Source organism: Epilithonimonas xixisoli (genome assembly GCF_004365655.1).
Classification (GTDB): domain Bacteria; phylum Bacteroidota; class Bacteroidia; order Flavobacteriales; family Weeksellaceae; genus Epilithonimonas; species Epilithonimonas xixisoli.
In genome coordinates, this window is sequence record NZ_SOEO01000001.1 from 1,405,110 (window position 1) to 1,431,172 (window position 26,063).

General features: G+C 36.7%; 26 protein-coding genes. 13 read left to right on the forward strand and 13 right to left on the reverse strand.

Annotated features, from left to right (window positions below; all coding sequences use genetic code 11):
* Positions 1-31 precede the first annotated feature (31 nt).
* Positions 32-370 (forward strand): preprotein translocase subunit SecG, encoded by a 339-nt coding sequence (secG, locus tag B0I22_RS06500; RefSeq protein ID WP_133943821.1) that lies wholly within the window; start codon positions 32-34, stop codon positions 368-370.
* A 68-nt stretch (positions 371-438) separates the two neighbouring features.
* On the opposite strand, the gene B0I22_RS06505 is transcribed toward secG, so the two are convergent.
* The 6 genes from B0I22_RS06505 to B0I22_RS06530 form a co-directional block, all read right to left on the reverse strand.
* On the reverse strand, positions 439-1,032 hold the full coding sequence (locus tag B0I22_RS06505) for an HD domain-containing protein (RefSeq protein WP_133943822.1): 594 nt from the start codon (positions 1,030-1,032) through the stop codon (positions 439-441).
* Positions 1,033-1,035: 3 nt separating this feature from the next.
* Entirely contained in the window at positions 1,036-1,722 is a 687-nt protein-coding gene (locus B0I22_RS06510) for an XAC2610-related protein (RefSeq protein WP_133943823.1), read from the reverse strand.
* 183 nt (positions 1,723-1,905) lie between these two features.
* Complete coding sequence (gene pepE / locus B0I22_RS06515; protein WP_133943824.1) at positions 1,906-2,598, reverse strand: dipeptidase PepE; 693 nt, start codon at positions 2,596-2,598, stop codon at positions 1,906-1,908.
* A 113-nt stretch (positions 2,599-2,711) separates the two neighbouring features.
* Positions 2,712-2,957, reverse strand: a complete 246-nt coding sequence (locus B0I22_RS06520; RefSeq protein WP_133943825.1) for a hypothetical protein — start codon at positions 2,955-2,957, stop codon at positions 2,712-2,714.
* Between the two features lie 327 nt (positions 2,958-3,284).
* Complete coding sequence (locus B0I22_RS06525) at positions 3,285-4,454, reverse strand: hypothetical protein (RefSeq protein WP_133943826.1); 1,170 nt, start codon at positions 4,452-4,454, stop codon at positions 3,285-3,287.
* A 35-nt stretch (positions 4,455-4,489) separates the two neighbouring features.
* Positions 4,490-7,060: a TonB-dependent receptor domain-containing protein gene (locus tag B0I22_RS06530; RefSeq protein ID WP_133943827.1), complete on the reverse strand. Its 2,571-nt coding sequence runs from the start codon at positions 7,058-7,060 to the stop codon at positions 4,490-4,492.
* Positions 7,061-7,347: 287 nt separating this feature from the next.
* Between B0I22_RS06530 and B0I22_RS06535 the strand changes: the two genes are divergently transcribed.
* The 10 genes from B0I22_RS06535 (at position 7,348) to B0I22_RS06575 (ending at position 15,181) form a co-directional block, all read left to right on the forward strand.
* The gene (locus tag B0I22_RS06535) at positions 7,348-7,902 is read left to right on the forward strand and encodes an L-threonylcarbamoyladenylate synthase (RefSeq protein WP_133943828.1); all 555 of its coding nucleotides are present in this window, start codon (positions 7,348-7,350) and stop codon (positions 7,900-7,902) included.
* A gap of 418 nt (positions 7,903-8,320) precedes the next feature.
* On the forward strand, positions 8,321-9,745 hold the full coding sequence (locus B0I22_RS06540; protein WP_133943829.1) for a CCA tRNA nucleotidyltransferase: 1,425 nt from the start codon (positions 8,321-8,323) through the stop codon (positions 9,743-9,745).
* An 8-nt stretch (positions 9,746-9,753) separates the two neighbouring features.
* The gene (locus B0I22_RS06545) at positions 9,754-10,056 is read left to right on the forward strand and encodes a hypothetical protein (RefSeq protein ID WP_133943830.1); all 303 of its coding nucleotides are present in this window, start codon (positions 9,754-9,756) and stop codon (positions 10,054-10,056) included.
* A 69-nt stretch (positions 10,057-10,125) separates the two neighbouring features.
* A complete protein-coding gene (locus B0I22_RS06550; RefSeq protein ID WP_133943831.1) occupies positions 10,126-10,566 on the forward strand; it encodes a hypothetical protein in 441 nt (146 codons plus the stop codon).
* A gap of 22 nt (positions 10,567-10,588) precedes the next feature.
* Positions 10,589-10,777, forward strand: coding sequence for a hypothetical protein (locus B0I22_RS16115; protein WP_166668186.1), 189 nt, complete (start codon positions 10,589-10,591; stop codon positions 10,775-10,777).
* Positions 10,778-10,837: 60 nt separating this feature from the next.
* Positions 10,838-11,134 (forward strand): hypothetical protein, encoded by a 297-nt coding sequence (locus B0I22_RS06555; RefSeq protein WP_133943832.1) that lies wholly within the window; start codon positions 10,838-10,840, stop codon positions 11,132-11,134.
* 59 nt (positions 11,135-11,193) lie between these two features.
* Positions 11,194-11,988: a thymidylate synthase gene (locus B0I22_RS06560; RefSeq protein WP_133943833.1), complete on the forward strand. Its 795-nt coding sequence runs from the start codon at positions 11,194-11,196 to the stop codon at positions 11,986-11,988.
* Positions 11,989-12,030: 42 nt separating this feature from the next.
* Positions 12,031-12,273 carry a hypothetical protein gene (locus tag B0I22_RS06565; RefSeq protein ID WP_133943834.1) on the forward strand — a complete coding sequence of 81 codons (243 nt, stop codon included), beginning with the start codon at positions 12,031-12,033 and terminating at the stop codon, positions 12,271-12,273.
* Complete coding sequence (locus tag B0I22_RS06570) at positions 12,270-12,581, forward strand: hypothetical protein (protein ID WP_133943835.1); 312 nt, start codon at positions 12,270-12,272, stop codon at positions 12,579-12,581. The genes B0I22_RS06565 and B0I22_RS06570 overlap by 4 nt, the downstream gene beginning before the upstream one ends.
* 89 nt (positions 12,582-12,670) lie before the next feature.
* Positions 12,671-15,181, forward strand: a complete 2,511-nt coding sequence (locus B0I22_RS06575; RefSeq protein WP_133943836.1) for a M1 family metallopeptidase — start codon at positions 12,671-12,673, stop codon at positions 15,179-15,181.
* A gap of 125 nt (positions 15,182-15,306) precedes the next feature.
* Here the strand turns inward: B0I22_RS06575 and B0I22_RS06580 are convergent, their stop codons facing one another.
* From B0I22_RS06580 to B0I22_RS06595, 4 genes are all read right to left on the reverse strand, one after another.
* A complete protein-coding gene (locus tag B0I22_RS06580) occupies positions 15,307-15,606 on the reverse strand; it encodes an MGMT family protein (protein ID WP_133943837.1) in 300 nt (99 codons plus the stop codon).
* A gap of 41 nt (positions 15,607-15,647) precedes the next feature.
* Positions 15,648-18,116 (reverse strand): DUF5686 family protein, encoded by a 2,469-nt coding sequence (locus B0I22_RS06585; RefSeq protein ID WP_246022154.1) that lies wholly within the window; start codon positions 18,114-18,116, stop codon positions 15,648-15,650.
* An 82-nt stretch (positions 18,117-18,198) separates the two neighbouring features.
* A complete protein-coding gene (locus B0I22_RS06590) occupies positions 18,199-20,136 on the reverse strand; it encodes a heavy metal translocating P-type ATPase (RefSeq protein ID WP_133943838.1) in 1,938 nt (645 codons plus the stop codon).
* Positions 20,137-20,440: 304 nt separating this feature from the next.
* The gene (locus tag B0I22_RS06595) at positions 20,441-20,866 is read right to left on the reverse strand and encodes a Fur family transcriptional regulator (RefSeq protein WP_133943839.1); all 426 of its coding nucleotides are present in this window, start codon (positions 20,864-20,866) and stop codon (positions 20,441-20,443) included.
* A gap of 530 nt (positions 20,867-21,396) precedes the next feature.
* Between B0I22_RS06595 and B0I22_RS06600 the strand changes: the two genes are divergently transcribed.
* Both B0I22_RS06600 and rplS read left to right on the forward strand, forming a co-directional pair.
* Positions 21,397-21,831: an FKBP-type peptidyl-prolyl cis-trans isomerase gene (locus tag B0I22_RS06600; RefSeq protein WP_133943840.1), complete on the forward strand. Its 435-nt coding sequence runs from the start codon at positions 21,397-21,399 to the stop codon at positions 21,829-21,831.
* Positions 21,832-22,050: 219 nt separating this feature from the next.
* Positions 22,051-22,410 (forward strand): 50S ribosomal protein L19, encoded by a 360-nt coding sequence (rplS, locus tag B0I22_RS06605; protein ID WP_133943841.1) that lies wholly within the window; start codon positions 22,051-22,053, stop codon positions 22,408-22,410.
* Between the two features lie 62 nt (positions 22,411-22,472).
* On the opposite strand, the gene B0I22_RS06610 is transcribed toward rplS, so the two are convergent.
* The 3 genes from B0I22_RS06610 to B0I22_RS06620 form a co-directional block, all read right to left on the reverse strand.
* Complete coding sequence (locus B0I22_RS06610; protein ID WP_133943842.1) at positions 22,473-22,718, reverse strand: hypothetical protein; 246 nt, start codon at positions 22,716-22,718, stop codon at positions 22,473-22,475.
* 11 nt (positions 22,719-22,729) lie between these two features.
* Positions 22,730-23,923, reverse strand: coding sequence for a glycine C-acetyltransferase (gene kbl / locus B0I22_RS06615; RefSeq protein ID WP_133943843.1), 1,194 nt, complete (start codon positions 23,921-23,923; stop codon positions 22,730-22,732).
* Positions 23,924-24,124: 201 nt separating this feature from the next.
* On the reverse strand, positions 24,125-26,056 hold the full coding sequence (locus tag B0I22_RS06620) for a M1 family metallopeptidase (RefSeq protein WP_133943844.1): 1,932 nt from the start codon (positions 26,054-26,056) through the stop codon (positions 24,125-24,127).
* Positions 26,057-26,063 lie beyond the last annotated feature (7 nt).

Sequence of the window (26,063 nt, forward strand, 5' to 3'; positions counted from 1 at the left end):
GCGCTTCAAAATTTATTACTAAGACTATACTATGAGCACAATATTTACGCTGTTTATGATTCTAATTATCATTGCGAGCATCTTATTAGTTATTATCATTATGGCTCAAAATCCAAAAGGAGGCGGACTGTCCGGAACTTTTGGTGGAACATCAGCAGCTAATTTTGGGGTTCAGAGAACCAATGATTTTATGGAAAAAGCAACTTGGACTTTGGGAGCAACTATTGTTGTTTTGATTTTCCTAAGCATCATCCTTACAGGGAAACCTACTCTGACTGCTCCTGCAATGCCAACGCCTGTTAAATCTGAAGCGCCAGCAAATGCACCAGTAAACAATGCACCAGCAAATACTACGCCTGCTGCTAAGTAAAAAATCTACTTTAAAATATAGAAAAAACGCCTCGAATTATCGAGGCGTTTTTCGTGATTAAAATTGATTTAATTTCTTACCAACTTATTCCCATCCAAACAAAGTTGCATCAATGCTTTGAAGCACTCGTCCATCTCGTCTGAGGCTCTGCAAATGGCATTTTCCAACATTGCTCTCACTTGTTTTTCTGTAACGCCGGCTTCTGTCCAGCTCTTGGCAGATGTGTGAGCATTGAGGATGAACGGCATTATTCTGTCGATTGCGCAGGCGAATATTGCGTCAGGCGTTTCCTCTTCTTCGAATTCTATCCAAAGATTGTAGAATTCTGTGGAAAGTGGCTCATCCAAGATTCCGAAAATTCTTTTTGCCGCGAGTTTTTCTCTTTCGAATTTCCCCAGCATCCCGACCTCATCAAACAAAAAAGTATCGCCTGCATCTATTTCCACAAGATCGTGAATGGACAACATTCTGATGACTCTCAGCAAATCAATATCGGTGTTGTTTTTGGCGTAAGGGAAAAGAACCTGCGCCAAGATAATGATCTGCCAGCTGTGTTCCGCTGTGTTTTCTCTTCTGGAATCGTCTGCATTGTAGTTTCTTCTTTGGACATTTTTGAGCGCGTCCACCGCTAAGATGAAATCTATTTCTTTTTGGATATTCATTTTTTAATCTTTATAATAATCGTCAATTTTATATTTTTTGGTTTTACTGACCCATTTGTTATTGATGAGATTTCGGGTGATTACTTTTACGAATTCTCCGCCACCGGTTGCATCTTCTTCAAATTCATAGACTTTTTGAAGTCCTTTTTTCGGAATCACTACATATTCTGTGGTGATGTGCCAACAACAGCCGGATTTTGCATAAGTTATCAGGCGTTTCCTTTTGGAATCGGTTTGGAACATTCCGAGATTTTCGTAAGCCAAACTTGTCAATTCATCACTTGAGACAAATTGTTTTTTGGTCGAATGATAAACATAAATATCGTAAGATGGTCCGCCATAACCACTTTGATTTCCGTTTCGAATCGCCAAATCTTCCGAGCCATCAAAATTGAAATCATCGAAAATCAAAGGGCTTTGCTCGTTATATAATTGGATGACATTCACCGTTGGTTTTTGATCTTTGTCCAAAAATAAACTGAGGTCGTCGGATTCAAAAGTTTGGAAAAGTTGATTTATTTTTTTGTCGATTAATTTCACAATTCCTTTTCCGCCACAATCATAGCCTTCGCAAGATTGAACGGTGATATGAGCATCGAAACGTTTTGAGCCATCTTTGATGATATAATTGTTTTGAGCCGAAACAAATTGGCTTAATGCTATTAATAAAAATCCGAATTTAGTTTTCATAAGTTTTAATTTTTATCATTAATGATGACTTACTCGCTACAAATATTCTACCGATATTTCGGAGTTTTGAATATTAAAATTTGAAGGTTGATTTTAATAGTAACAATATTTCGGAGCTTCGCACCTTTGATTTAAAATGTATTTTATTTCTACCAAGATGCCACGACTTCGTCGTTTCAGAATTTATAATTCGGTTCCAGATTCTACTTCGTAGGGTTCTTTTCCTTTTTCGAAGATTCTTGTGAGTTCTGATCCTTCTGTGGTGACTCTATTTCCGATTCTTCTGATCCAGTTGCCTTCTCTGAGTCCAACGACTTTGATGTCATTTTGCGTCAGGAATTCTTTAATTCTGGTTTCTCTTGTTTCTCCATTGTGTTTGATTTCGGGATTTGGATCGAGATAATGCGGATTGATATTAAAATGAACCAACTCCATACAATCGAAACTTGATGGATAGACAATCGGCATATCATTCGTGGTTTTCATATTGACGCCACCGATGTTGCTTCCTGCGCTACAACCGAGATATGGCTTTCCTGATTCTATATTGTCTTTGAGGATTTTCATCAATCCAAATTCGTGTAACGTTTTAACTAAAAGAAACGTGTTGCCACCGCCAGTGAAAAATCCTTGGGCAGAATTGACCGCTTCCACTTTGTCATCAAACTCGTGAAGGTCTTTGACATTGATATTGATTGTTGCGAAAAATTCCTTTGCTTTCTGTGTGTAATCGTTGTGGGAAATCCCGCCTGGTCTTGCAAATGGGATGAAGATGATCTCTGTGATTCCTTCGAATAATTCAATAAGTTGTGGCTTTAAATATTCCAAATATTGTCCGCCGTAGAGTGTGGATGTGGATGCGAGGATGATGTTCATAATTTTATAAATAATGAATGATAATCGATAAATGATTTTTCAAATTTCGGGAAATGTTTTATTATGGCGGTAGGAAATGTTTTGAAGTTTGTTTAATTTTTTTTGAGGGAAGTTCAATTTAAAGTTCCTGATGCAAGAATATAAGTTACAGGTGCTCCAATATAATTTACATACGAAAGAATATAAATTACAGGTGCAAAAATATAAGTTGCAGGTGCTCCAATATAATTCACAGACGCGAGAATATTAATCACAGGTGCAAGAATATAAGTTGCAGGTGCTCCAATATACTTTACAGATGCGAGAATATTAATTACAGGTGCAAGAATATAAGTTGCAGGCGCTCCAATATAATTCACAGACGTGAGAATATAAAATGTAGATGTGAGAATATTGTTTTTGAAGTGTTTTTCAGGTCGCTCCTACGGAGCTTTGATTTTTGGCGTTAATTGTTTTCTATTAACAGTGCGCCACGCTGTGGCTTTGTATTTTAGAATTAAAAAGAATTCAACTGGAGAGAAGATGATTCTATGTTCAAATGTTTTGTGGGAAATGTGTTTCTCTTCGCGCTACTCTACCGCTAAACTTAATTATTGCAATTATGAAAATTTAAAAACAAAAAAAAAGCCCGCAAAATGAATTGCGGGCTCAAATAAATTTGATTTGATATGAAGAAAAAAGAAAGTCTAAAGTCCAGCCCAGCCGTTAGCCCAAGTTGGTGTTGCTGTACCAGCACCAGCACCTGTTGCATTGGCATTTTCTGTAAAAGTTCCAGCAGCAACAGTTACACTAGCACCTGCGCTTGATTTTGCAGAAGCTTTTGTTGCAACGTTTGTGTCAAATTTCACATTGGTAATTTTACCACCACCATTGAAAAATGAAACAGTCGCATCGTGCTCCAAGTTGATACCTGTAGTCCAGTTAGACAAAACGATATTATCCAAAGACCCGTGAGTACCTACTCTTAACTTCACTGCATCTGCTTCACCAGTTGTACCACCGATGAATGTTGCATTTTTGATGGTTGGATTTGATCTTGGATTTGCATTGTTATCGTTTGAATTGTTATCTGCCTCAATTCCTCTGTTTCCTACACCGTTTGCTCTTCTTTTTGTATAGATGTTTGTTGCAGTCCCGTTCCATCCTTCTGTCCAGTCAAAAGCATCATCCTCATTGTAAACAGAAACGATGTTTGAAACGTTTACCGTTCCACCGAAGAATTCGATACCGTCATCTGATCCGTTGATCAAAGATACGTTGTCGATCACTGTCCCGTTACCAACTCCGAAAAGAGAAAGTCCGTTGAATTCTTTATCCGCTTGATAGATTGCTCCAGCATATTCGATTCTTACAAATTTGATAATTCCTGAATTGTCAGCGGCATTTGTACCTCCGTAAGTTGCATTACCAACCTCTGCAGTTGCTGTAGTCCCTTTGTTGATAGGCGCTTTACCACAGATTACTAGACCTCCCCAGCTACCAGGTGTAGGGTTTGGTGAAGTCATAACGATTGGAGCAGCAGCTGTACCGTTTGCGAAAATCTTACCATCTTGCTCAACAGTAATGTAAGCAGAAGTACCGCCTGAAGCTTCGATTTTTGTACCTGCAGGGATTACTAATGTACCACCAGCTTTCACTGCGACAGCACCAGTTAATTTGTAAACTTTTGTTGCATCAAGCGTTACAGTTTCTCCAGATTTAACTTCACCTTTGAAGTTATTTGGATCTGCAGCAATACCAGTACCTGGTGTTACTACAACTTCGTCATCATCATTATCACTACAAGAGTTGAATACTACAGTAGTTGAAGAGATTAGGAAAGCGACTGCTAATAATTTTAAAGTGTTCTTTTTCATTTTTACAATATTTATAATTATTTAATTTATTAATTTTAGAATTCGTAGGAAACGCTAGCACCTATGCCGGCTCCTCTTTTGTATTGTTTTGAGATAAGTTCTCTTCCTGTTTCTGTATTGTCCTGTATTCTTGTGAAGGTCGGATTGAAGAGATTTCTACCTGTCAGAGAGAATCCTATTCCGTTTCCTAGTTTAAATTTCATAGTCGCGTCAAAAGTACTGAAGGCTTTATCTACCATATTTCCTCTACTTTGGAAACCTATAGCGTAGATGTTATCTGAGATATAGGAGTATGAAAGGACAAAATCCATTGTATTTTTGTCGCCCCACTTCTGCTCTACACCTAAGTTTACATTGGCAAGGAATTCTGATGCACCTTGAAGTTTGTCTGAATTTCTAAGGAAAGTAGTAGTATAGCCAGATTCTCCAGGCCCGAAGTTTTCTCTTGTTACTTTTTCTGCATCCAAATCCATTTTAGTATTAAGATAAGTTCCATTCAGGAATGTGTAGAATCTTGTTTTACCGGAGTCGTAGATATCTTTTCTAACTTCCGCTTCCAAACCAACAACTCTACCTGTATCTCCTACATTGACTACCGAGGTCAAGTTAGCCGATGAGTTGATCGTTATTTTAGCAAGCGGATTATCTATCATTTTTGCAAAGGCAGTTACTGAGATTAGTTCATTTTTCTTAGGAAACCATTCCCATTTCAAATCAACATTGTAGTTATCTGCGATATAGTTGGACTGGTTACCCGCCATTGTTTCGTCTACATCTTCGTATTGATATGGTGCAATCTCAAGTAACAATGGGTTAGTGTATGTTTTGGAAGCTGCTAATCTAATGTTGTGCTGATCGTTTAGGCTATATTTGATATTCACAGCTGGCAAGATTTTATTATAATCTTTCTCGCTTTCCCCCTGTTGAATAGAAGTGTTGTAGGCAAGATCCTGCATTAGTTTTTCATACCTCACACCGGCTTGGACTGTTAATCTCTCATTGAATTTGTAATCTACATTGACATATCCCGCGTGGTTGGTCACTTCTGAAGTAAAAGTTTGCGGTGCCAAAGCCATTGTAGGGTCATATTTTATATCTCCTCTAAAGGTTACGATTTCAAAAAATCCACCAGCCTGATAATTGGCTAGATTGAAGAAAGAATCATAATTATTAGGATTTACATAATAAGTTCCTTGTGCTGGCAAGATTCTAAAGTTATACTGCGTTGACTTAAAATCACTGTCTTTATATCTTCCACTGTAGCCTAATGTAATCTTCGCCTCACCCAATTTGTAATCTGCATGAATATCAGCCACAAAATCGTTTTCTAATAATCGGTCAAAGTATCTGTTGTTTGCTCCAGGATTGGAACTTGCAAAGAAGTTATAATTTTCCTGCTTGTCCAAAACAGTTACGTTCTGCTGTCTGTCTGGTCTTCTACTATCCATTCTGTTGTATCCCAGATTCCAGCTGATTTTTAAAGGTTCGCTTAATTTATGCTCTCCTCTTAACTGGTTTACCAATAGATCATTTGTTCTATAAGTAGCTCTTCTCATCTGAGTTACATATCTCTCCTGATTCACATCATTATCATAATAATCTCTGTTGTACCCAGAATAGTTTCCTAATCTTTGATCCGTTGTGTGGATATAATTAGATGAAACATTGATGTTATGATTGCTGTTAATTTTATAATTTACGTTTATTAATCCTGTTGTATTTGTGCTGTATTTGAATTCTTCGGCATTGTTGTATAATCTTAAAGGATTATCCTGGCCATCATAAGCACCTCCTGTAATACCTTCGAAATATTCATAACTGTTATCAAACCCTGCATATCCGAATATACTTAGTTTACCTTGTTCTCCGATTTTAAAGTTTGTACCAAAATCAAAACTTAGAGCGGAGTTGATTGGATTGTTTACGCTTTGATCATTCCAAGACGTTTTAAATGCATAACCATTACTTATGATTGAGTTTTTAGAAGGCTTTTTCAACAAAGTAGAACCAAAGAAGTTGGGGCCATCTTGCAAGAAATAATTGTTTTTCCGAATAGCGTTGAAATTAACAGAAGAACCTAGATTAACTTTAAAATAAGGCTTGCCTGTATAAATTTTCGTCACGATATCAACATTGGCTCCAGACATATCTCCCCAAAGTCTTGGATTGTAAACCTTTTCCAAACCAATGAAATCGATCATATCCGTTTTGATGATACTCAGGTCGATATTTTTGTACATCGGATCATTTGAAGGAACTTGAAGTCCATTGATAGTGGTCGAATTGTTTCTGTCTCCAAGTCCACGGATGAAAATTTGTCCACTTCCCTCCTGCTTTTGAGAACCAGTCGCTTTGGTCACTGCAACAGAAACATCACCAACACCTTGTTTTTCTAATTGAACAGAACCAACTCTTTCTATTACTTCTAAAGATTTTCTCTGAGTCGTGATGATGTTGGCTTCACCACCTTTCTTAGAAGTTCCAATAATTTTTACCTCCTCTATTTTCTTTTCAGATTTCAACGTATCAGTTGAATTTTGCGCCAACAACATTGTGGTTGACATACAAAGAAACAAAGCACTGATGCTTATCGTTTTTACTTTCATTTTTTTACTTTCCTTTTTTCTTCGCTGTCAAAGAAATGCTTTGAAAAGCAATTGGAATGTATGTGAAATTTTAAATATTCTTTAATTAAGCATTACGAAATTCAATATTATGTTAAATCCAGGTTAACACATTAAGGCTATTTAAAAGTCTGTTCATTATTTGTTAAATTTGCAGCAGATAATTTTAACTGCAGAAATTCATTAAAACACTCAATTTACTAAAAATCAATATTTTAAATTTTTAAATTGATGTTAACATTCAGAATTTCCCAAAAATCACACTCAAAATGGATTTTATCCAAGCCTTAGAAACTTTACGCTCCGGCGGAACCATCCTTTACCCTACAGACACCATCTGGGGAATAGGTTGCGATGCTAATAACATAGAAGCTATCCAAAAAATCTTTGATATCAAAAAACGAGAAGCCAACAAATCACTCATTATATTAGTAGAATCTGAGAAGAGATTACAAGATTTGGTGGATGTTCCGGAAATGGCTTGGCAAATAATGGATGTCAGCGAAAAACCAGTAACCATCGTCTACGAAAATCCAAAGAATCTCCCGAAAGAATTACTTGCAGAAGACGGAAGCATCGGAATCCGTTTGGTCAAAAATGATTTCTGCAAAAAACTGATTACAAAACTCAACAAACCTTTGGTCTCCACTTCCGCAAACCTGAGCGGTCAAAAATCCCCGTTGAAGTTTTCTGATATTTCAGATGAAATAAAAAACTCGGTGGATTATATTGTAGAAGAATTCCACGATGAGGTTTCGAAGTTTCCCGGATCGTCCGTCATCAAAGTTTGGAACAACAGCCAGATCAAAATTCTTCGCGAATAAAAAAACCAGCGGATGACCTTTTACAAGATCATCCGCCGGAAAAATAAACTATGAAAAAAAACTACTTTTTGTATTTACTCTAATCGCAAAAGAAATACCGAAAGATTTTTGCAGACAGAATTTCTCGATTTCAGGTTTCGCCCTCAAATTAAAAGTCAAAATGTCTTGATTCATAACAATTTGGGCGTATCTCCCTATTTTTCCCAAGCTAAGGACCACGCAAAAAATAGGGAGACCGCGCTATCCACTATTATCTTTCTTATGGGCTAGCAAGCCCACAAGAAAGGATAACCGCTACTATCGCTTACGCAGCTTCGCATAGTAGGAACTTTTCCCAAAAGAATTATCTTTGCCCACATAATTTGACTTGTCCAATTATTAAAGAATTTTTTCAATCCTTTAATCTTTCAATTATTTAATGGTTATCAACTTAGCTCAAAATAAAAACCTCAAACTTTTCAAGATCATTTCTGAAGTCGCTTCCAGAAACGGACAAACCGTTTATGCAGTTGGCGGATTCGTGCGCGATTTATTAATGAAAAGAAAAGCTTCAACCGACATCGATTTCGTCACAGAATCTAGCGGAATCGAATTAGCCGAAGCCATAGCAAAGGAAATCGACCCAAAAACAAAAGTCGCCGTTTTTAAAACCTATGGAACCGCGATGTTTAAATACAAAGATTTGGAATTGGAATTTGTTGGTGCTCGAAAAGAAAGCTACAGCGAAGATTCCAGGAAACCATCTGTAGAAATTGGAACGATTGAGGATGACCAAAAACGCAGAGATTTCACCATCAATGCAATGGCGATCTCATTAAACAAAGAAAATTTCGGAGAATTGATAGATCCATTTGGCGGAATGCAGGATTTGTCTAATAAAATTCTGAGAACACCTCTGGAACCTCATCAAACTTACTCCGATGACCCTTTGCGAATGATGCGTGCGATTCGTTTTGCAACCACTTTGGATTTCGAAATCGAAGAAAATTCTCTCAAAGCCATCAAAGACGAAGCAGAAAGGATGAAGATTGTTTCGATGGAAAGAATAATGGTTGAGTTTAATAAAATAATGCTTTCTGACAGACCTTCAAAAGGTTTGAAATTGCTGGAAGAAACGTCCCTTTTAAAATATATTCTCCCAGAACTCACAGCTTTAAAAGGCATCGAAGACATCGACGGACAAACGCATAAAGATAATTTCTACCACACTTTGGCGGTCGTAGATAACATTTCGGAAAGCACTGATAAACTTTGGTTGCGTTGGTCGGCTCTACTCCACGACATCGGAAAAGCGCCGACTAAAAAGTTTGTTGAAGGTATAGGCTGGACTTTCCACGGCCACGAATTCCTAGGTTCAAAGATGACAAAATCGATTTTCAAACGATTGAAACTTCCACTTGGTCAGGAACAAAAATATGTGGAGAAACTCGTGAGAATGCACGCTAGACCAATTGCGCTGATTACAGATGATGCTTCAGATTCTGCTTTGCGACGTTTGCTTTTTGATTCGGGAGAAGATCTGGAAGACCTTTTTACACTTTGTAAATCCGACATCACGACCAAGAATTATTCGAAGCAAGCGAAATTCAAAAAGAATTTTGAGTACGTAGCCACGAAAATCAAAGAAGTTGAGGAAAAAGACCAAGTGCGGAACTTTCAACCGCCAATTTCCGGGGAAGAAATCATGGAACTTTTCGGATTACAACCTGGACGAGAAATCGGAATTCTAAAAGAAAAAGTGAAGGAAGCCATTTTGGAAGGCGAAATTCAAAATGACAAGATTGAAGCCAAAGAATTTGTGATTAATGAAGCGGAGAAATTGGGCTTGACTTTAGTAAAATAATTTATAAAATGCTTTTAGGACTATTCGATTATATAATATTAGTAATAATTATCATTTTCAATATTGGAGTTTGGAAATATAAAATAATTAAGAAGGGTAATAGGATTTTTTATTTGTCCATTTTACTCCTATTTGGATTTGTAATTCCTTTTTTCTCTATTGATTTTGAAATAAAAAATGCGACTGTAAATAGTAAAGAAATTGACAGTTTTACTTTATTATATACCTTTTTCAGATTTCCTACGTGGTGGTTTTTTGGAGTTGTTGAGGTTCTTTTTTTAAAACATCAAATCAAAAAAGCAAAATCTTAATCTTAAATTAGTTTAAAAATCTACACAAATCCTCTTAATCCACGAGCATCATAAATTTCAAAAATCTCAATGCAGAAATTAAACTTAATACAATCTATCAGTCAAAAACTCTCCGAAAAAATCGAGAATTTCGAGAAACTTATCGCTGAAACCCGCGCATCCAGCAACGATACCAAAAGTTCGATGGGCGACAAATACGAAACGGGAAGAGAAATGCTGCAACAGGAAATCAACAACCTTCAAGTTCAGTTAAATGAGATTTTGAAACAAAAGGATTTTTTAAAAACCATTCTTCCAAAACCGTCTGAAAAAGCTGAAAAAGGAGCAATTATCAAAACCGAAAAAGGTTTATTTTTCATCTCAGTTTCTTTAGGTGAAATCAAAATTGATAATCAAAAAATCATTTGTATTTCGCCAGAATCTCCATTGGCAAAGGCGATGAATGGAAAAATTAAGAATGAAGTCTTTTCGATAAACAACATCAATCAAAAAATTGAAAATATTTGGTAGTTTTAACCAATAAATTTGAATTGTGAAAAACCTGATTTACTTTCTGTTTTTTGTCGGTTTTGGAATTAAAGCACAGGAAATTCCATTAAAAAAAGAGATAAAAATTATTTTAGCCGACACCATTAAATTCGATGAAGTTGTTTATTATAAAACCAACAAATCGTTCAATGCCGATAATCTAAAACTTAAAAAGAATTATTCTCCCAAATAGAAATTAATTTATGAAATTGTAAAAGGAAATGTACCAAAATCAATTAGCGACACATTGTTTGTGAAGGATTTAGAAAAACTGAATTTTCATAAAGAAAAATTAGAAGTTGCTAAATATCCGAAAATTGTAGAGATTTATACACGAGGCTCCGCACATTATGACACTTCTTGTGTAAAAACCTTTCGCGATATTTTGGTTTTCAAAAAAAATAATAAGATTGTTGGCGTGAGTAAAATTTGTTTTGATTGCGGTTGGGAAACCACTTTTTTCAATGAACACACATATTACAATTTAATAGACATCACCTATTTTGAAGAACTCGAAATTTTGTTGAATTCAAAAGCTAATTCAGACTAAGTTTAGTATTTTTGCAGTCTTCAACACTGAATTTTTGAACCTTAACCTTTGAACCCATAATGCAAAACTATCTCGACCTTCTTCAACATATCATCGACAATGGAACCGACAAAACCGACAGAACTGGAACTGGAACCCGAAGTGTTTTCGGCTACCAATTGCGTTATGATTTGTCGAAAGGATTTCCTTTGGTAACGACAAAAAAGGTTCATCTGAAGTCCATTATTTATGAATTGCTTTGGTTCATCAAAGGTGATACAAATACGAAATATCTAACGGATAATGGTGTCTCCATTTGGAATGAATGGGCGGATGAAAATGGCGATCTTGGCCCTGTTTACGGCGCACAATGGAGAAGTTGGAGTGGCGCTGACGGAAAAGTGGTTGACCAGTTTTCTGAAGTCATAGACCAAATCAAAAAAAATCCAGATTCCCGTAGACTAATCGTTTCTGCTTGGAATGCTGCAGAAATCCCGAATATGGCTTTGGCACCTTGTCACGCTTTGTTTCAGTTTTATGTAGCTGATGGAAAATTATCACTTCAACTCTATCAAAGAAGTGCGGATGTTTTCTTGGGCGTGCCGTTCAACATTGCGAGTTATGCGCTTTTGTTGATGATGGTGGCGCAGGTTACAGGACTTGAAGTTGGCGATTACGTTCACACTTTTGGCGATGTTCATATTTATAAAAACCATTTTGAGCAAGTCAACAGACAGCTTTCCCGAGAAACAAGACCATTACCAACAATGAAACTGAATCCAGAAATCAAAGATATTTTCGATTTTGATTTTGAGGATTTTACTTTGGAAAATTACGACCCGCATCCGGGGATTAAGGCGCCGGTGGCGATATAATTTCTGATACAAATTTATTAACTTTGATTAAAATTCAACACAATGGAACTTACGATACAATTAGAAGATGGTGCTGATGTTTCTTTAATGAAAAAGATTTTAAAACAAATCAAAGGCATTAAAACAGTTGAGGTTTCTGATGAAGATAAAACTTATTCTTGGGAAGAAATAGAAAACTCAGAAGCTTTTTCAAAAGTAATAGAACAGAGCAGAAATCAAATTAAAAATGGTGAATACGAAGAGTTTTCAGATGAATTACTGGATTCTATTTTCAATAAAAAATGAAAATAATATTTTCAAAAGATGCTCTTAAAAGTCTTCAAGAAATTACTGATTTTTTGAATTACCGCTGGAGTGAAAAAGAATTAAAATCATTTAGGAAAGATCTCCAGAAATTTAAACAATCATTAAATGATAAAATAATTTCATATACAACAATAGATTCGGACAGTAAACTACGATTTGCTTTTTTAGGAAAGAAACAAGTGAAAGTATATTTTGATATTCAAACTGATTCTGTTGAAATCTTATTATTTTTACCATCCAAAGGAAATCCTGAAAATTTAAAAAAGCTAATAGATAAAAAGATATAAGTGAAGCCAGTCTTCACTTTTTTTGTAACATTCCCTCGCGAATTAATACATATCTAATTTAAAATAATCAACGACATAATTTCATCATAATGAACAAAATCTTAATCGCTGCACTTTTCTTTGGTGCAATTTTTAATTCAAATACGGCGTTTGCCCAGACGGAAACATCGGGAAGAAATCCAGTTTACAGAGCAACCCACACCAAAACCACAGAACTGAAACACACCAAACTGAAAGTCAATTTTGATTATCAAAAAGAACAAATGAATGGTGAAGAATGGTTGACTGCAAGTCCATTTTTCTATGCTACAAATGAGTTGGTTTTGGATGCCAAAGGAATGTTGATTCACGAAGTGGCTTTGGACAAAAACGGTTCCAAATCGCCTCTAAAATTTGATTATAAGAATGATGTTCTCAAAATTACCCTTGATAAAACTTATCAAAAAAATCAGGATTACACCGTTTACATCAAATACACAGCGCGTCCGAACGAGGTAAAACAAGAAGGAAGCGCAGCCATCAATGATGCAAAAGGACTTTATTTCATCAATGCTCAAGGCAAAGATCCAGACAAGCCAACTCAGATTTGGACTCAAGGAGAAACAGAATCTTCCTCAGCTTGGTTTCCAACTATCGACAAATCCAACCAAAAAACCACACAGGAAATCTATATGACGGTTCCTGACAAGTACGTGACGCTTTCCAACGGCCTTCTTAAAGATTCTAAAAAAGAAGCGAATAATCTGAGAACAGACCATTGGGTGATGGACAAAAAACACTCCACTTACCTTTTCTTTATGGGCGTTGGGGACTTCGCTGTAGTGAAGGATAAATGGAGAAATATTGACGTAGATTATTATGTAGAAAAAGAATACGAGCCTTACGCAAAACAAATCTTCGGATTGACGCCGGAGATGATGGAGTTCTATTCCAAGAAATTAGGTTACGATTATCCTTGGTCAAAATATGCTCAAATCACGGGAAGAGATTACGTTTCCGGTGCGATGGAGAACACGACTGCAACGCTTCACGGCGAAACAGCTCAGCAAAAACCAGGAGACCTGATAGACGAAAACAAATGGGAAAACACCATTGCCCACGAGCTTTTCCACCATTGGTTTGGTGACCTTGTAACGGCAGAAAGCTGGAGCAACTTGACGGTAAACGAATCTTTCGCTAACTACTCAGAATATCTTTGGCAAGAACATAAATATGGAAAAGATGCGGCGGATGAGCACTTGATGAGCGATGTCAATATGTACATTCACAATCCGAAAGATTTCAACAAAGATTTGGTGAGGTTTGATTATGCTTCTCGTGAGGACGTTTTTGATTTGGTGACTTATCAGAAAGGTGGCGGAATTTTGCATATGTTGAGAAATTATCTTGGAGACGAAGCCTTCTTCGCTGGGATGAACGACTATTTGAAGACGTATGAATATGGAAATGCAGAAGCGCATCAATTAAGACTTTCTTTTGAGAAAATCTCTGGGAAGGATTTGAATTGGTTCTTCAACCAATGGTATTTTGGAAGCGGAAATCCGAAGTTGAGCTACACTTCTACTTACGAACCTGTGAAGAAACAAGTGACAGTAGTCATCAATCAATCTCAGGAAAAGCCTTTTGAATTTCCACTCGCCATCGATGTTTATGATAATGGAAAACCAAAAAGAAGCAATGTTTGGGTAAATGCAAAAGCCAAGAACACCTTTACTTTTGACGCATCCAAAGCGCCAGATTTGATTAATATCAATGCAGACGGAATTTTGCTTGCCGAGATTACGGACACTAAAACTCCTGAGCAAAGTCTTTTGCAATTCACCAATTCTAAAGAGTTTGTGAGCAGATATAAAGCCTTGTCAGCCATCAAAGATGCCGATGCCAAAAATCCTGCGGTTGTCAAATTATTGGCTACAGCATTGAAAGATCCTTTCTACAGACTGAGAGAGCAAGCTTTGAATCAAATCGATTTGACCAACGCAGACCAAGCTAAAGCACTAACTGCAGAGGTGGAAAAACTGGCTTCCAACGATCCTAAAACCTTGGTTCAGGCAGCAGCGATTTCAGCTCTGGCTAAGACTAAGAATGCAAAATACACTTCTCTTTTCGAAAAAGGGATGAATGCAGTTTCTAATGCCGTGAAAGGTTCATCGTTAGCAGGAATTGCAGATTTGGATCCATCCAAAGTGGCGACGCTTGCAGATAAGATTGATTTGGAGAACGCATCAGAAGATTTGATTTCCAAATTGCTTCCGATCATCGTGAAGAATAAGATTGAGAAACAAATGCCGGCGATTGGAACTACCGTTGCCTTCTACCCTTTCATCAAATTCCAAGATCCTGCTTTGGGGAAATCTGCGGAGGAAGGCTACAACTGGATTATGAGTTCTGACAACTTGAAAGCGACTGAAAAAGTGACGAAAGTTCTGAATCAAGCCAAATCTCAAATGCCGGATAATCCTCAAGTAAAAATGATGATTGTTCAAATGCTGAAAGACGGACTCAACAAGAAAATGGAAGTTCTGAAAAACAAACCAAACAGCCCAACCATCAATCAGCAAATTGACGCGATTAATAAAACGATTGAGGCGTATAAGTAAGAATAAGGTCGTGGTTTTAGGTCTCAGGTTGAGATTAGAACTATCACCTTTATAAAAGTAAAAAAGCCATCTCGATTGAGATGGCTTTTCTGTTTATTGCTGTTTAATTAGGATAAAAATTAACATCACAACTCCTCCATCGGATTCCAAAACAACTTTTTAAAATCTTTGATCTTCCAGTTGTCCTGAACCACAACATTTTCTTTTTCCAATCGCTCTTTAAATGTTGCAACAGATAACTTCCCAGAACTGCTGATTACTCTATGCGCAGGAACATCTGCCGGACAACTGCCCATTGCATTGCCAACGTGGCGGGAATGATTGGGGTAGCCAACGGCTTTTGCGATTGCGCCATAAGTTGAAACCCGTCCTTTGGGAATCAATCTTGTAACTTCGTAAACTTGCAGTTTGAAAAGGTCGTTCATGTTTTATTATGAATATAATTTTCTCAAGAAATAGATGATTATTAAAACTCAAGGAATTTGAACTTGAGCTGGAAACCAAAATTATCCTTAAAATCATTGGTAGAATAATGTCCCACTCGGTAAAACAAACCTAAGTTAAGTCTGGAGCTCAAGAAATTAATATACTCCAACCCTACTTCCTGATACAGATGGTCTAGCGGAGAAAAACCTTCGAACTGGTGATATTCTGGGTTTTTCATATTTCCGATGACACCTCTGTAGATCACATCAAAGTTAGAGGTGTTTTTCCCTAAACTTTTAAAATACCAAGGAATACGGTGCGAGATGTAGTATCCGGCGAACTTATCATTAAAATATTTCCCAGCCGTCATTGTCGCAAATCCCAAATAGCTGGTAAAAGTAAAATTGGATAATAGACTGTTTTCTTGATTGGTGCTGAGTCCTCCCATTTCGAAAAGATGCCAGATGGGCGCTTGCCCAAAATACAATCCTCCATACGCTCGGGTGCTTGTAACGCCCAATCTGGTGCGAAATTGATGTGTGTAGAGAACATCTATCCTGCTGTAATCGAACTCGCCGCCGAGACTTTTGTAGCCTTGCTCATAATTAAGATAAACCTCGGGAAACTTTTGATCGAAGGTATATTTGCCATAAGGCGTCATAATATTTTTACTGTTTGGAGAGAACTTAATGGTTGCAGTGGAACTGAAATTTTCAAATTTTCCCGTGCGTCCCATAAATGTATAATCAAAAGCGGTTTCCTCATTTTGTTTAGTCGCAGAAACGTCCAATGTCAAGGCATTGCTGAGGTCAATCTGATAACCGAATCTGAATCCTTCGAACTGAAAATATTTATCATTCTGAATATTGCTTCCATTATTATTGATCTGCATCTTGGCATTCCAGAGATTTTGACTGAATCTTCCAGACGCCATCACATCATTAAAATACTCTAATCGAAAGAATGAATTTCTTTCCAAAGTGGTCTTCACATCCACGCCTGCTCCGTATTTCCAACCTCGATCTTTAAATCCGTAAGCCAAATAAACGTCTGGCGAAATGTATTTATTAAATTTCTCATTCAGTTTGAAACTGGCGCCCAAACGGAAACCTTCGTATCGGTTGTACTTGGTCTGTAAAGGACTGATGTCCACCATTCCAACAGTAAAATTAGCTCTTAGCAAAGCAGTCAAAACCTGTACTTTTCTGTCTAACGTGTATTTTTTTCCTAAACTGTCGATTTTGGTGTAGGTTAATTTTTCTCGTGTGGTCAAGCTGTCGGTTCTGTACTGATCCAGCAATGTTCCATCCGCATTTTTCACACCCATTGAGTAGCCATTGAATTGTGACGCTTTGAATTCCACCGGTGTTTGAACATCAAAATAATCGGCTTTCATATAAGCATAATTCCCAAACTTCTTCACTTTGGCAAGTCGTTCTTTTTTCTCTTCTGCTGTCTCATTTTCTTTTTTCGGAACGGTTGAGAATTCTGAAGTTCCCACTTTAATCTTTAGATTTTCCGTTTTTAGAAACCACTTTTCATTAATAGGAATCCAAACCGATGTGATGCTTCCATCAGACTTCACTTTGCTATTACTTTCAATCTTTTTAACGGCATAAGAATCTTTGTCAATATAAATATAACCGTTGTATTTTCGTCTGTTTACCGGCACTTTGTAATCCACCTGTCGGAATCGGATTACGTGATTCATCCTGCCGTCTATCTCGATAGAATCTGTAAGGAAATATCGGTAAAGACTTCTGTTTTGGGGGAGAATTTCTTTTGGAATTTTGTCTCGGTTGGATCTCAAAGCCATCATTTCATAAACCGGATTTTTCAAACCGGAGATTCTATTGTCCAAGACATTGACTTTTTCACCGTGTTTTTTGGAGTAGAGAAATTCCATAGCGCGCTCCCAAAGAAACATTTTGCTGTCCTTCACTACTTCCATCATTTGCTCGCCTTCTATAGAATCTTTTTTTTCTTTTTCCTTTTTCGGAAGCTGGCGGTTGCTAAGTCTGGTAAGGGAATCTTTTCGGGCATCAACAAATCTGGAGTAATCCTGAATGCTGTCCAAATCCACATCAAAAGACATTTTCTCATACGATTTGTAAGAGTAGGAATCCAGTGCGTTTGGAGAATTATCTTTGAATCTTCGGAAGGTTTTATCCAGAATAGCAAGGGCGCGGGGATCGCTTTCGTTGGTAAGTACAACGCCTTCTATCTGAGTACTTTTCACATTTTCTCTATCCAGAGCGAGCTCCATTACCTTATCTACCAACACTTCATCACCGATGTAATTATCGATTTCGACATCCACTTTTGTACATTTTGTAGAAAAAGTCAATACTCCTTTGTCATTGGTTTGTCCGAGGAAACTGCTATTGCAATAGACTTTTGCGCCTTTCAAAGGTTTGTTGTTATCAGATCTATAAACCGTGAGAGTACTTTGTGAGAACATCAAAGAAATACAGAATAAAAGTAGTCCGGTAAAGGTTTTGGTCATCATGGATAGTTATTGGTAATTAATTAAGTAAAGATAATTTTATTTGCATTACGAAAACCTTGCCAATCAGCTAATTCTGAAATTTTCACCTAACAAACTTCATATTTTGGATTCTTACGGCGTTCAAAATGGCCAACAAAGCGACCCCAACATCTGCGAAAACCGCTTCCCACATATTAGCGAAACCGCCTGCACCAAGGATTAAAACAATAATTTTAACACCAAAAGCTAATGCAATATTTTGATAGACAATTTTCTTGGTTGCTTTTCCGATTTTAATTGCGGTTGAAATCTTCGAAGGTTGGTCTGTTTGGATGATGACATCGGCAGTTTCAATCGCGACATCTGAACCTAATCCGCCCATTGCAATTCCGACATCACTCAAAGCTAAAACCGGCGCATCATTGATTCCGTCTCCTACGAATGCAACGATTTCCTTTGGATTATTTTTAAGGTTTTGTAATTTCTCCACTTTCCCTTCCGGAAGTAAACCACCAAACGCAGAATCAATTCCCAATTTTTTGGCGATGTTTTGAGTCAATGCATCTTTGTCGCCACTTAGCATCATTGTTTTGACGCCAGCATTTTTCAGATTTTTGATTGCCAATTCTGAATCTTCTTTCACTTCATCCGAAATCACGACGTAACCTTTATATTGATTATCGATTGCCAAAACAACCGTTGTTTCCACGATTTGGTCTAATTCTGAAGGATAATTGATATTAAAACTCTTCAGCAATTGCGTGTTTCCGGCAAGAATTTGTTTTTGATTAATGACAGCTTTGATGCCTTTTCCAGAAATCTCCTCTACAGATTCAGGATTTTGGTTTGATGGATGAAATTGTGAAATCGCTTTTGCAATCGGATGCGTAGAATGACTTTCGACTGATGATAATATTGATAGAAATTCTTCTTCAGAAATATCATTGATTACGACTTTTTGAACTTTGAAAACACCTTTGGTAAGCGTTCCGGTTTTGTCCATCACAACTGTTGTCACGTTGGCTATTAAATCGAGGAAATTAGAACCTTTGAACAGAATTCCGTTTCGGGAAGATGCGCCTATTCCACCGAAATATCCTAATGGAATGGAAATTACCAATGCACAAGGACAAGAAATCACAAGGAAAACCAAACCTCGGTAAAGCCAATCTCTGAAAATATAATTATCGACAAAAAAGTACGGAATGAATGTAATTAACAAAGCCAAAACGAAAACAATCGGCGTGTAAACTTTTGCAAATTTCCTAATGAACAATTCGGTTTTCGCTTTTCTGGAACTCGCTTCCTGAACCATTTCCAAGATTCTTACAATAGAACTGTTCTCGTATAATTTGGTGGTTTCAACTTCAATCACTTGGTCGAGATTCAACATTCCGGCAAGAACATTTTCTGATTTTTTGATGGATGAAGGTTTGCTTTCGCCCGTCAAAGCTGATGTGTCAAGGCTTCCTTTTTCTGAGATTAAGATTCCATCCAAAGGCACTTTCTCTCCGACTTTGATTTGAATCTTTTCGCCAACTTTTACTTCGTTTGGATTAATTGTTTGCCATTTATTGTTTCGGAAAACTGTCGCTTCTTTTGGGCGAACATCAAGCAAAGCTTTGATATTATTTTTAGCTTTGTTTACAGCAGATTCCTGGAACATTTCGCCAATCGTATAAAACAGCATTACAGCAACACCTTCAGGAAATTCTCCGATTGCAAAAGCGCCGATTGTGGCTATTCCCATTAAAGAAAACTCATTGAAAAAATCGAAATTTTTCGCCAATTTAAAAGCATCTTTGAAAACAGAAAAAGCTACCAAAACGTAAGACACAAAATACCAACCGAATCTTAGCCAAACATTATTTGTAAACCAATCTGCCTTAATCCAGAAATCTAATATTAATCCAGAAAAAAAGATGACTAAACTAATGATTAATCCAAGTTTGGAATTGCTATGAGAATGGTCGTGGTCACTGTGGTCGTGACCATCGTGGTTGTGTTCTTTTTTGGGTTTTGTACTGCAACATTCTTCCATATCGAATAATTTTTGTAATAATTTTGTTTTCAGACCATTGAAAATTAAACGCAAGGCTCGCAAAGATTTTTTTATCTAATTGAAAATATTTTAAGGTTCGCAAAGACGTAAAACTCATCAAAGCAAAACAATTTTTATCCCATTCGTTTATTGTACTGATAGTCTGCTAATTTTTTAACAAATGTAGCGGTATTGGGAATGCAATGCTATTGCAAACTTCATTGGCTTATGGAAAATGGCTTTTGGCGATTGGCTTAAAATGTTTAAAGTCTTCGAGAGCCTCAGACTGACAAAAATGAATTTTTTAATTATTGAAAGTAGTCTCGAGACAGTTTTCACAGATTCCTTTGGCGAAAAGTCTGATTTCATCAATCCTGAAATTGGTTTTCATACTTTCTGGAAACGAGATGTCTTCTTTGCAGGTGGTTTGCTTGCAGATTTTGCAGTAGAAATGGAGATGCCAGTCTTTGTGCGTTTTTTCGTCGCAATCGTCGTGGCACAGTTTGTATTTTGTGGTGGTGTTTTCCTGAATGCTGTGGACGATTCCTTTTTCTTCGAAGGTTTTTAAGGTTCGGTAGATTGTGGTTCGGTCAGCGTTATCGAAGTGATTTTCGATTTCGGATAGTGAGGTTGCGACTTCTTGTGAGCTTAGAAAATCGTACACCAAAATTCTCATACTTGTTGGTTTGGTGTTTTTGTGGATGAGTTTGTTTTCGATTTCTTTGTTCATAATGTTTTAATGATTTTAACGCAAAGTCCGCAAAGGTTTTTTAGTATTGAAAATATTTTTAGGGTTCGCAAAGGCGCTGACGCTCAGCGAAGAGATTGGAAATAATCATTTCTCGCAGATTGGGCGGATTTTGCAGATTTTAAAAACACAATTTTGTCATTCCGGAGGAATCTCAATCTCGTTATTAACGGTGTGTTGAGATTCCTTCGGAATGACAAATTGGATGTTAATTTTATATTCTAAACTTATAAACTTTCAATTTTTTGACCAATCCTAATTTTTATGACAAAACGCGAATCTTTCGACGAAATCCCTAGCCCCGATGGGAACGGCATCCTTTTTTATTTTTTTTTGTGCTAAGCTTCAATTAAAAAACAAACCGTGTAAAAAAATAAAAAAGATATAGTGGACAGCGGGATTAAGCTCCTAATCAATTGTCTTATCTTAATTTCATCTATCAAAGTTACGGGAAATAAGTCGGAATTTTTGATGAATTAGCGGATAATAAATACCTTTGAAAAAAATTTAAAATGGGCGTAGCGGATTTGTTATTCAAAAGAAAAAAAGAACTGGCTGAAAAAAACTTGAGAAGTGGTCAGGATTATATGATTGAAAACGCAAAAAGAGAAAGCGTAATTACTTTGCCAAGTGGTTTGCATTATGAAATCCTTGTGGAAACGGAAGGTCCAAAACCGACAGCGAAAAGTACGGTTAAATGTCATTATCACGGAACCACGATTACAAGCAAAGTTTTTGACAGCTCTGTAAAACGTGGGAAACCAGCTTCTTTTCCATTGAACAGAGTGATAAAAGGTTGGACAGAAGGTTTGCAATTGATGTCGGTTGGGAGTAAATTCAGGTTTACGATTCCGCCACATTTGGCTTATGGGGAACAGGAAGTGAGCAAAGAAATTGGACCAAACAGCACTTTGGTTTTTGATGTGGAATTGTTGGAAATAAAATAGCAATCGGCTTCTGGCAGTTGGCTTTTGGCTATTTGCTTTAATGTCAATGGAATAAAATTTCTGAGTGAGATATTTTTCGCTTGGAAAAAGTTGTGATTTTATTGAAATAATTCATTGTGGTTTTAAAAATTATTTTTATTTTTGCAACCTGTTAATCAACCTCTGACGAAGGACGTGAATGTTGCTTGGCTTGACAAAACAAATTTTTTATTACAAAAAATGGATTTAGTAAAATACGTACAAGATAAGTACATTACGAAAAAAGAATTCCCAGAATTCAAAGCCGGTGACACCATCACTGTGTATTACGAGATTAAAGAGGGTGCTAAAACAAGAACTCAGTTCTTCAAAGGTACTGTAATCCAATTGAGAGGAACTGGTCTTACTAAGACTTTCACTATCAGAAAAATGTCTGGTGATGTAGGTGTAGAAAGAGTTTTCCCTATCAATATGCCTGCACTTCAAAAAATTGAAGTTAACAGACAAGGTAAAGTTAGAAGAGCTAGAATCTACTACTTCAGAGACCTTAGAGGTAAAAAAGCAAGAATCAAAGACAAGTCTTACGGAGGTAAAAAATAATCCCGAGATTTTCTTCTTGAAATATAAAAGACCAGCAAATTTTGCTGGTCTTTTTATTATATTTAAGCTATTTTTTGATAAATCCCATAAATACAATTTGAAAATTCGCCTGCTGCGAACACAAATTCTTTTCCCTCTACACTTATTTTATAAACATCCATAACATATTTCTGTTTATATAAAGGATCCTCAACATTAATTGTTTCATCAGTAGATTCCCATTCATAATCCCAAACATTATTTCCTTCAATAAAAAAGGGTTCATTTGATGGAATTGTTGTAATAAATTTCCAACCTTGCGTTATCATTATTTTTTAAATTAAATAATTCCTAACTCCTTCCCTACTTTCTCGAAGCCTGCAATCGCTTTGTCAAGATTTTCTCTGGAATGAGCTGCAGACAACTGAACTCTGATTCTTGCTTTTCCTTTTGGAACAACTGGATAAAAGAATCCAATCACGTAAATTCCTTCTGCTAGAAGTTTTTCTGCCATTTCCTGCGCAAGTTTCGCATCGTACAACATCACTGGAACAATCGCTGCGTCGCCGTCTGGAATATCGAAACCTTTGGCTTTCATTTCTTTTCTGAAATATGCTGCGTTTTCCATTACTTTATCTCTCAACGACGTGTCTTCGGAAATCATATCCAAAACTTTGGAAGCGGCACCTACAATTCCTGGTGCTAATGAATTTGAGAATAAATATGGGCGAGAGCGTTGTCTCAACATATCAATGATTTCCTTTTTCCCAGAAGTAAATCCGCCTAAAGCGCCACCTAAAGCTTTTCCAAGTGTTGAAGTAATGATATCGACTCTTCCAATCACGTCATTCGCTTCGTGTGTTCCTCTTCCGGTTTTTCCGATAAATCCTGTTGCGTGAGAATCGTCTACCATTACCAACGCATCATATTTATCTGCCAAATCGCAAACGCCTTTTAAGTCAGCAACAATTCCGTCCATTGAGAAAACGCCGTCTGTTACGATGATTTTGAAACGGTGATTTTTTTCGGAAGCGGCAATCAACTGGGCTTCCAAATCTTCCATATTGTTGTTTTTGTAACGGTATCTTGCAGATTTACACAATCTTACACCATCAATAATTGAAGCGTGATTCAACTCGTCTGAAATGATGGCATCTTCATCTGAAAACAATGGTTCGAAAACGCCGCCATTTGCATCAAAACAAGCTGCGTAAAGAATAGTATCTTCCATTCCTAAGAACTTGGAAATCTTAGCTTCCAAATCTTTGTGAATATCCTGAGTTCCGCAAATGAAACGTACAGAGGACATCCCATAACCGTGAGAATCGATTGCATCTTTTGAAGCTTTCATCACTTCTGGATTGTTGGATAATCCCAGATAATTGTTAGCGCAAAAGTTCAGTAATCGCTTGCCACCAACTTCTATCTCTGCACTTTGCTGGGAGGTGATAATTCTTTCTTTTTTGTAAAGACCGTCGTTTTCTATATTAGTTAGCTCGTTTTGAATGTTCTCAAGGAATTTTTTTGATATCATTTTAATTGATTTTCGATTTTAACAAAAATAAAAAAAGCACTTCAATTGAGTGCTTTTTTTAACTTTTTTATGTTTTGAATATTTCAATTCTGCTTTGAACATCGAATCACTCGCAGCCTGGCTTGAGCGGAAATTCTTTTTTGTGGCTGGAAAAGCTCAGGCAAAAAAGATTGGGAGCGGAAGACGGAAAAGCTGCCCAAATTATTCTTTTATAATCTTAACTGATTGGTTATTAAATTTCAAAACATAAGTTCCTTTAACTAATGTTGAAATGTTGATTTCTGAATTCGGATTGGCTTTTCCTTTTTTGATTAATTTCCCGTCAATAGAAAAAATTTCATAATCAGTTGATTTTTCTAAACCTGAAATTTCGATAAAGGATTTTGCAGGATTTGGATAGATATTTGATTTTTCTTTGTTAATGTTATTCGCTCCTAAATTATTATCTCGCAAAACTGTTGAACCTTTCGTAATGATTTGCCTGTCATAATCGAATTCAACATTCGTGACATCAAAACTGACATTTTCAGTAAAATATTGATTATTAGATTCGTGATTCAAAACAAAATAAGCGGTTTGTCCAGCAGAACCAGAAACCTTGATTGGCAAAGGCATTTCGTAGAAGCTAACCGTAGAAACGCTTTGAGTTTGCCCTATTTGAAACGTGAGTTGTTTTGTATTGGCGTTTTGAGTCCATTTGATTTGATAAATCGGATAACCTTCGCCATAAATCCAATCATTGAAAAATTCTGTAAAATCCTTGCCCGTGTGAGAATTTAGGAAAGTAAGAAAATCTGCGGTTTTGACATAATTATACGCAAATGCCGGATAATCCTGATATGCTTTCAACATTGCATAAAACGCATCGTCGCCAAGAGTCCATTTCATCATTCTGAGTACATAACCGCCTTTTGTATAAGACAATCTGCCATCAAAAATCCGATTAAAACTCAATTGATTGTCGGGAATATAAACACTTCCGCCAGGTGAACTTGTAATAAAATCGATTTCCGTTTGCAAATAATTTTGAAATTGAGAAGGACTCATCAATAGTTTTTCATAAGCCAAATATTCGCCCATTGTAGCAAAACCTTCGTTTAGCCAAATGTCATTCCACGCGCCACAAGTGAGCTTGTCGCCAAACCATTGGTGCGCCAACTCGTGGGCAATCAAATCCTGCGCATAATACCCCATTGTTGACATCGTCGCGTGCTCCATTCCGCCACCCCAATTGGATTGCATATGTCCATATTTTTCGTCTCGATAAGGATACAACCCAAAATGATTTTCAAAAGTCTGCATATTTGTCGCTGTCCAGTCTAAATTGGCTTGTGTGCTGGAATTTGCCCACGACGGATATACATAATTAAGAAATGGAAAAGAACTTTCTGAGGTTATAATTGTGGAATTTAATTTAACATAATTCGAAATTCCCAAGGCGAAAAGATAAGCTGGAATCGGATAATTGGTTTGCCAATACGTGAGTTTTTTTCCGTTTCCTAAAATTGTTTCGGCCATCAGTTTTCCGTTGGAACCAACTGTATACTGCGCTGGCGTTGTGATTTTGATGTCTAGTTTTTCGATTTTATCATTCAAACTTTGCTTGGTTGGCCACCATTCTTTTGCACCAAATGGTTCGGATAAAGTCATCAAAACAGGATCGCCAGCTTGCGTTGTGCTGGCTTTAAATGCATTGGCGCTTCCGTCCGGAATTCCGCTGTAGGTTATTGATAATGAATCGGTTGCTTGTGCTAAAATCAAATTAGGAAAATCGATTTTAATTTCATCCGTATTCAATTGTTGAAATGTCAAATCTTGACCGTGATATTTCACATTCGAAACAGTCAGATTATCAGCCAAATCAAAATAAATATTATTGGAATTTTGCAACATTTTGAAATGCGAAGTCACAGTTCCGGAAACATACTGCTGATTTGGGTCGAGGTCCAATTCCAATCTCACATAAGTCAAATCGTAATTGAGTGTATTCGGATTGACATTCACATCCAAAGTTCCTTTGGAAGCTCTATTCCTTTCTGCTTCTATCAATCCTTTTTTGTCGATATTTTGGAATTGTCCAAACATTAAATTAATTGATAGACAAATCATTAAAAATCCATAAAACTTTTTCATCTCAATA

Bases quoted from the DNA above. Each gene is read 5' to 3' on its own strand.
- secG (WP_133943821.1), top strand. From the start codon at position 32: ATGAGCACAATATTTACGCTGTTTATGATTCTAATTATCATTGCGAGC.
- B0I22_RS06505 (WP_133943822.1), bottom strand. From the start codon at position 1,032: ATGAATATCCAAAAAGAAATAGATTTCATCTTAGCGGTGGACGCGCTC.
- B0I22_RS06510 (WP_133943823.1), bottom strand. From the start codon at position 1,722: ATGAAAACTAAATTCGGATTTTTATTAATAGCATTAAGCCAATTTGTT.
- pepE (WP_133943824.1), bottom strand. From the start codon at position 2,598: ATGAACATCATCCTCGCATCCACATCCACACTCTACGGCGGACAATAT.
- B0I22_RS06525 (WP_133943826.1), bottom strand. From the start codon at position 4,454: ATGAAAAAGAACACTTTAAAATTATTAGCAGTCGCTTTCCTAATCTCT.
- B0I22_RS06530 (WP_133943827.1), bottom strand. From the start codon at position 7,060: ATGAAAGTAAAAACGATAAGCATCAGTGCTTTGTTTCTTTGTATGTCA.
- B0I22_RS06535 (WP_133943828.1), top strand. From the start codon at position 7,348: ATGGATTTTATCCAAGCCTTAGAAACTTTACGCTCCGGCGGAACCATC.
- B0I22_RS06540 (WP_133943829.1), top strand. From the start codon at position 8,321: ATGGTTATCAACTTAGCTCAAAATAAAAACCTCAAACTTTTCAAGATC.
- B0I22_RS06545 (WP_133943830.1), top strand. From the start codon at position 9,754: ATGCTTTTAGGACTATTCGATTATATAATATTAGTAATAATTATCATT.
- B0I22_RS06550 (WP_133943831.1), top strand. From the start codon at position 10,126: ATGCAGAAATTAAACTTAATACAATCTATCAGTCAAAAACTCTCCGAA.
- B0I22_RS06560 (WP_133943833.1), top strand. From the start codon at position 11,194: ATGCAAAACTATCTCGACCTTCTTCAACATATCATCGACAATGGAACC.
- B0I22_RS06565 (WP_133943834.1), top strand. From the start codon at position 12,031: ATGGAACTTACGATACAATTAGAAGATGGTGCTGATGTTTCTTTAATG.
- B0I22_RS06570 (WP_133943835.1), top strand. From the start codon at position 12,270: ATGAAAATAATATTTTCAAAAGATGCTCTTAAAAGTCTTCAAGAAATT.
- B0I22_RS06575 (WP_133943836.1), top strand. From the start codon at position 12,671: ATGAACAAAATCTTAATCGCTGCACTTTTCTTTGGTGCAATTTTTAAT.
- B0I22_RS06580 (WP_133943837.1), bottom strand. From the start codon at position 15,606: ATGAACGACCTTTTCAAACTGCAAGTTTACGAAGTTACAAGATTGATT.
- B0I22_RS06585 (WP_246022154.1), bottom strand. From the start codon at position 18,116: ATGATGACCAAAACCTTTACCGGACTACTTTTATTCTGTATTTCTTTG.
- B0I22_RS06590 (WP_133943838.1), bottom strand. From the start codon at position 20,136: ATGGAAGAATGTTGCAGTACAAAACCCAAAAAAGAACACAACCACGAT.
- B0I22_RS06595 (WP_133943839.1), bottom strand. From the start codon at position 20,866: ATGAACAAAGAAATCGAAAACAAACTCATCCACAAAAACACCAAACCA.
- B0I22_RS06600 (WP_133943840.1), top strand. From the start codon at position 21,397: ATGGGCGTAGCGGATTTGTTATTCAAAAGAAAAAAAGAACTGGCTGAA.
- rplS (WP_133943841.1), top strand. From the start codon at position 22,051: ATGGATTTAGTAAAATACGTACAAGATAAGTACATTACGAAAAAAGAA.
- B0I22_RS06610 (WP_133943842.1), bottom strand. From the start codon at position 22,718: ATGATAACGCAAGGTTGGAAATTTATTACAACAATTCCATCAAATGAA.
- kbl (WP_133943843.1), bottom strand. From the start codon at position 23,923: ATGATATCAAAAAAATTCCTTGAGAACATTCAAAACGAGCTAACTAAT.
- B0I22_RS06620 (WP_133943844.1), bottom strand. From the start codon at position 26,056: ATGAAAAAGTTTTATGGATTTTTAATGATTTGTCTATCAATTAATTTA.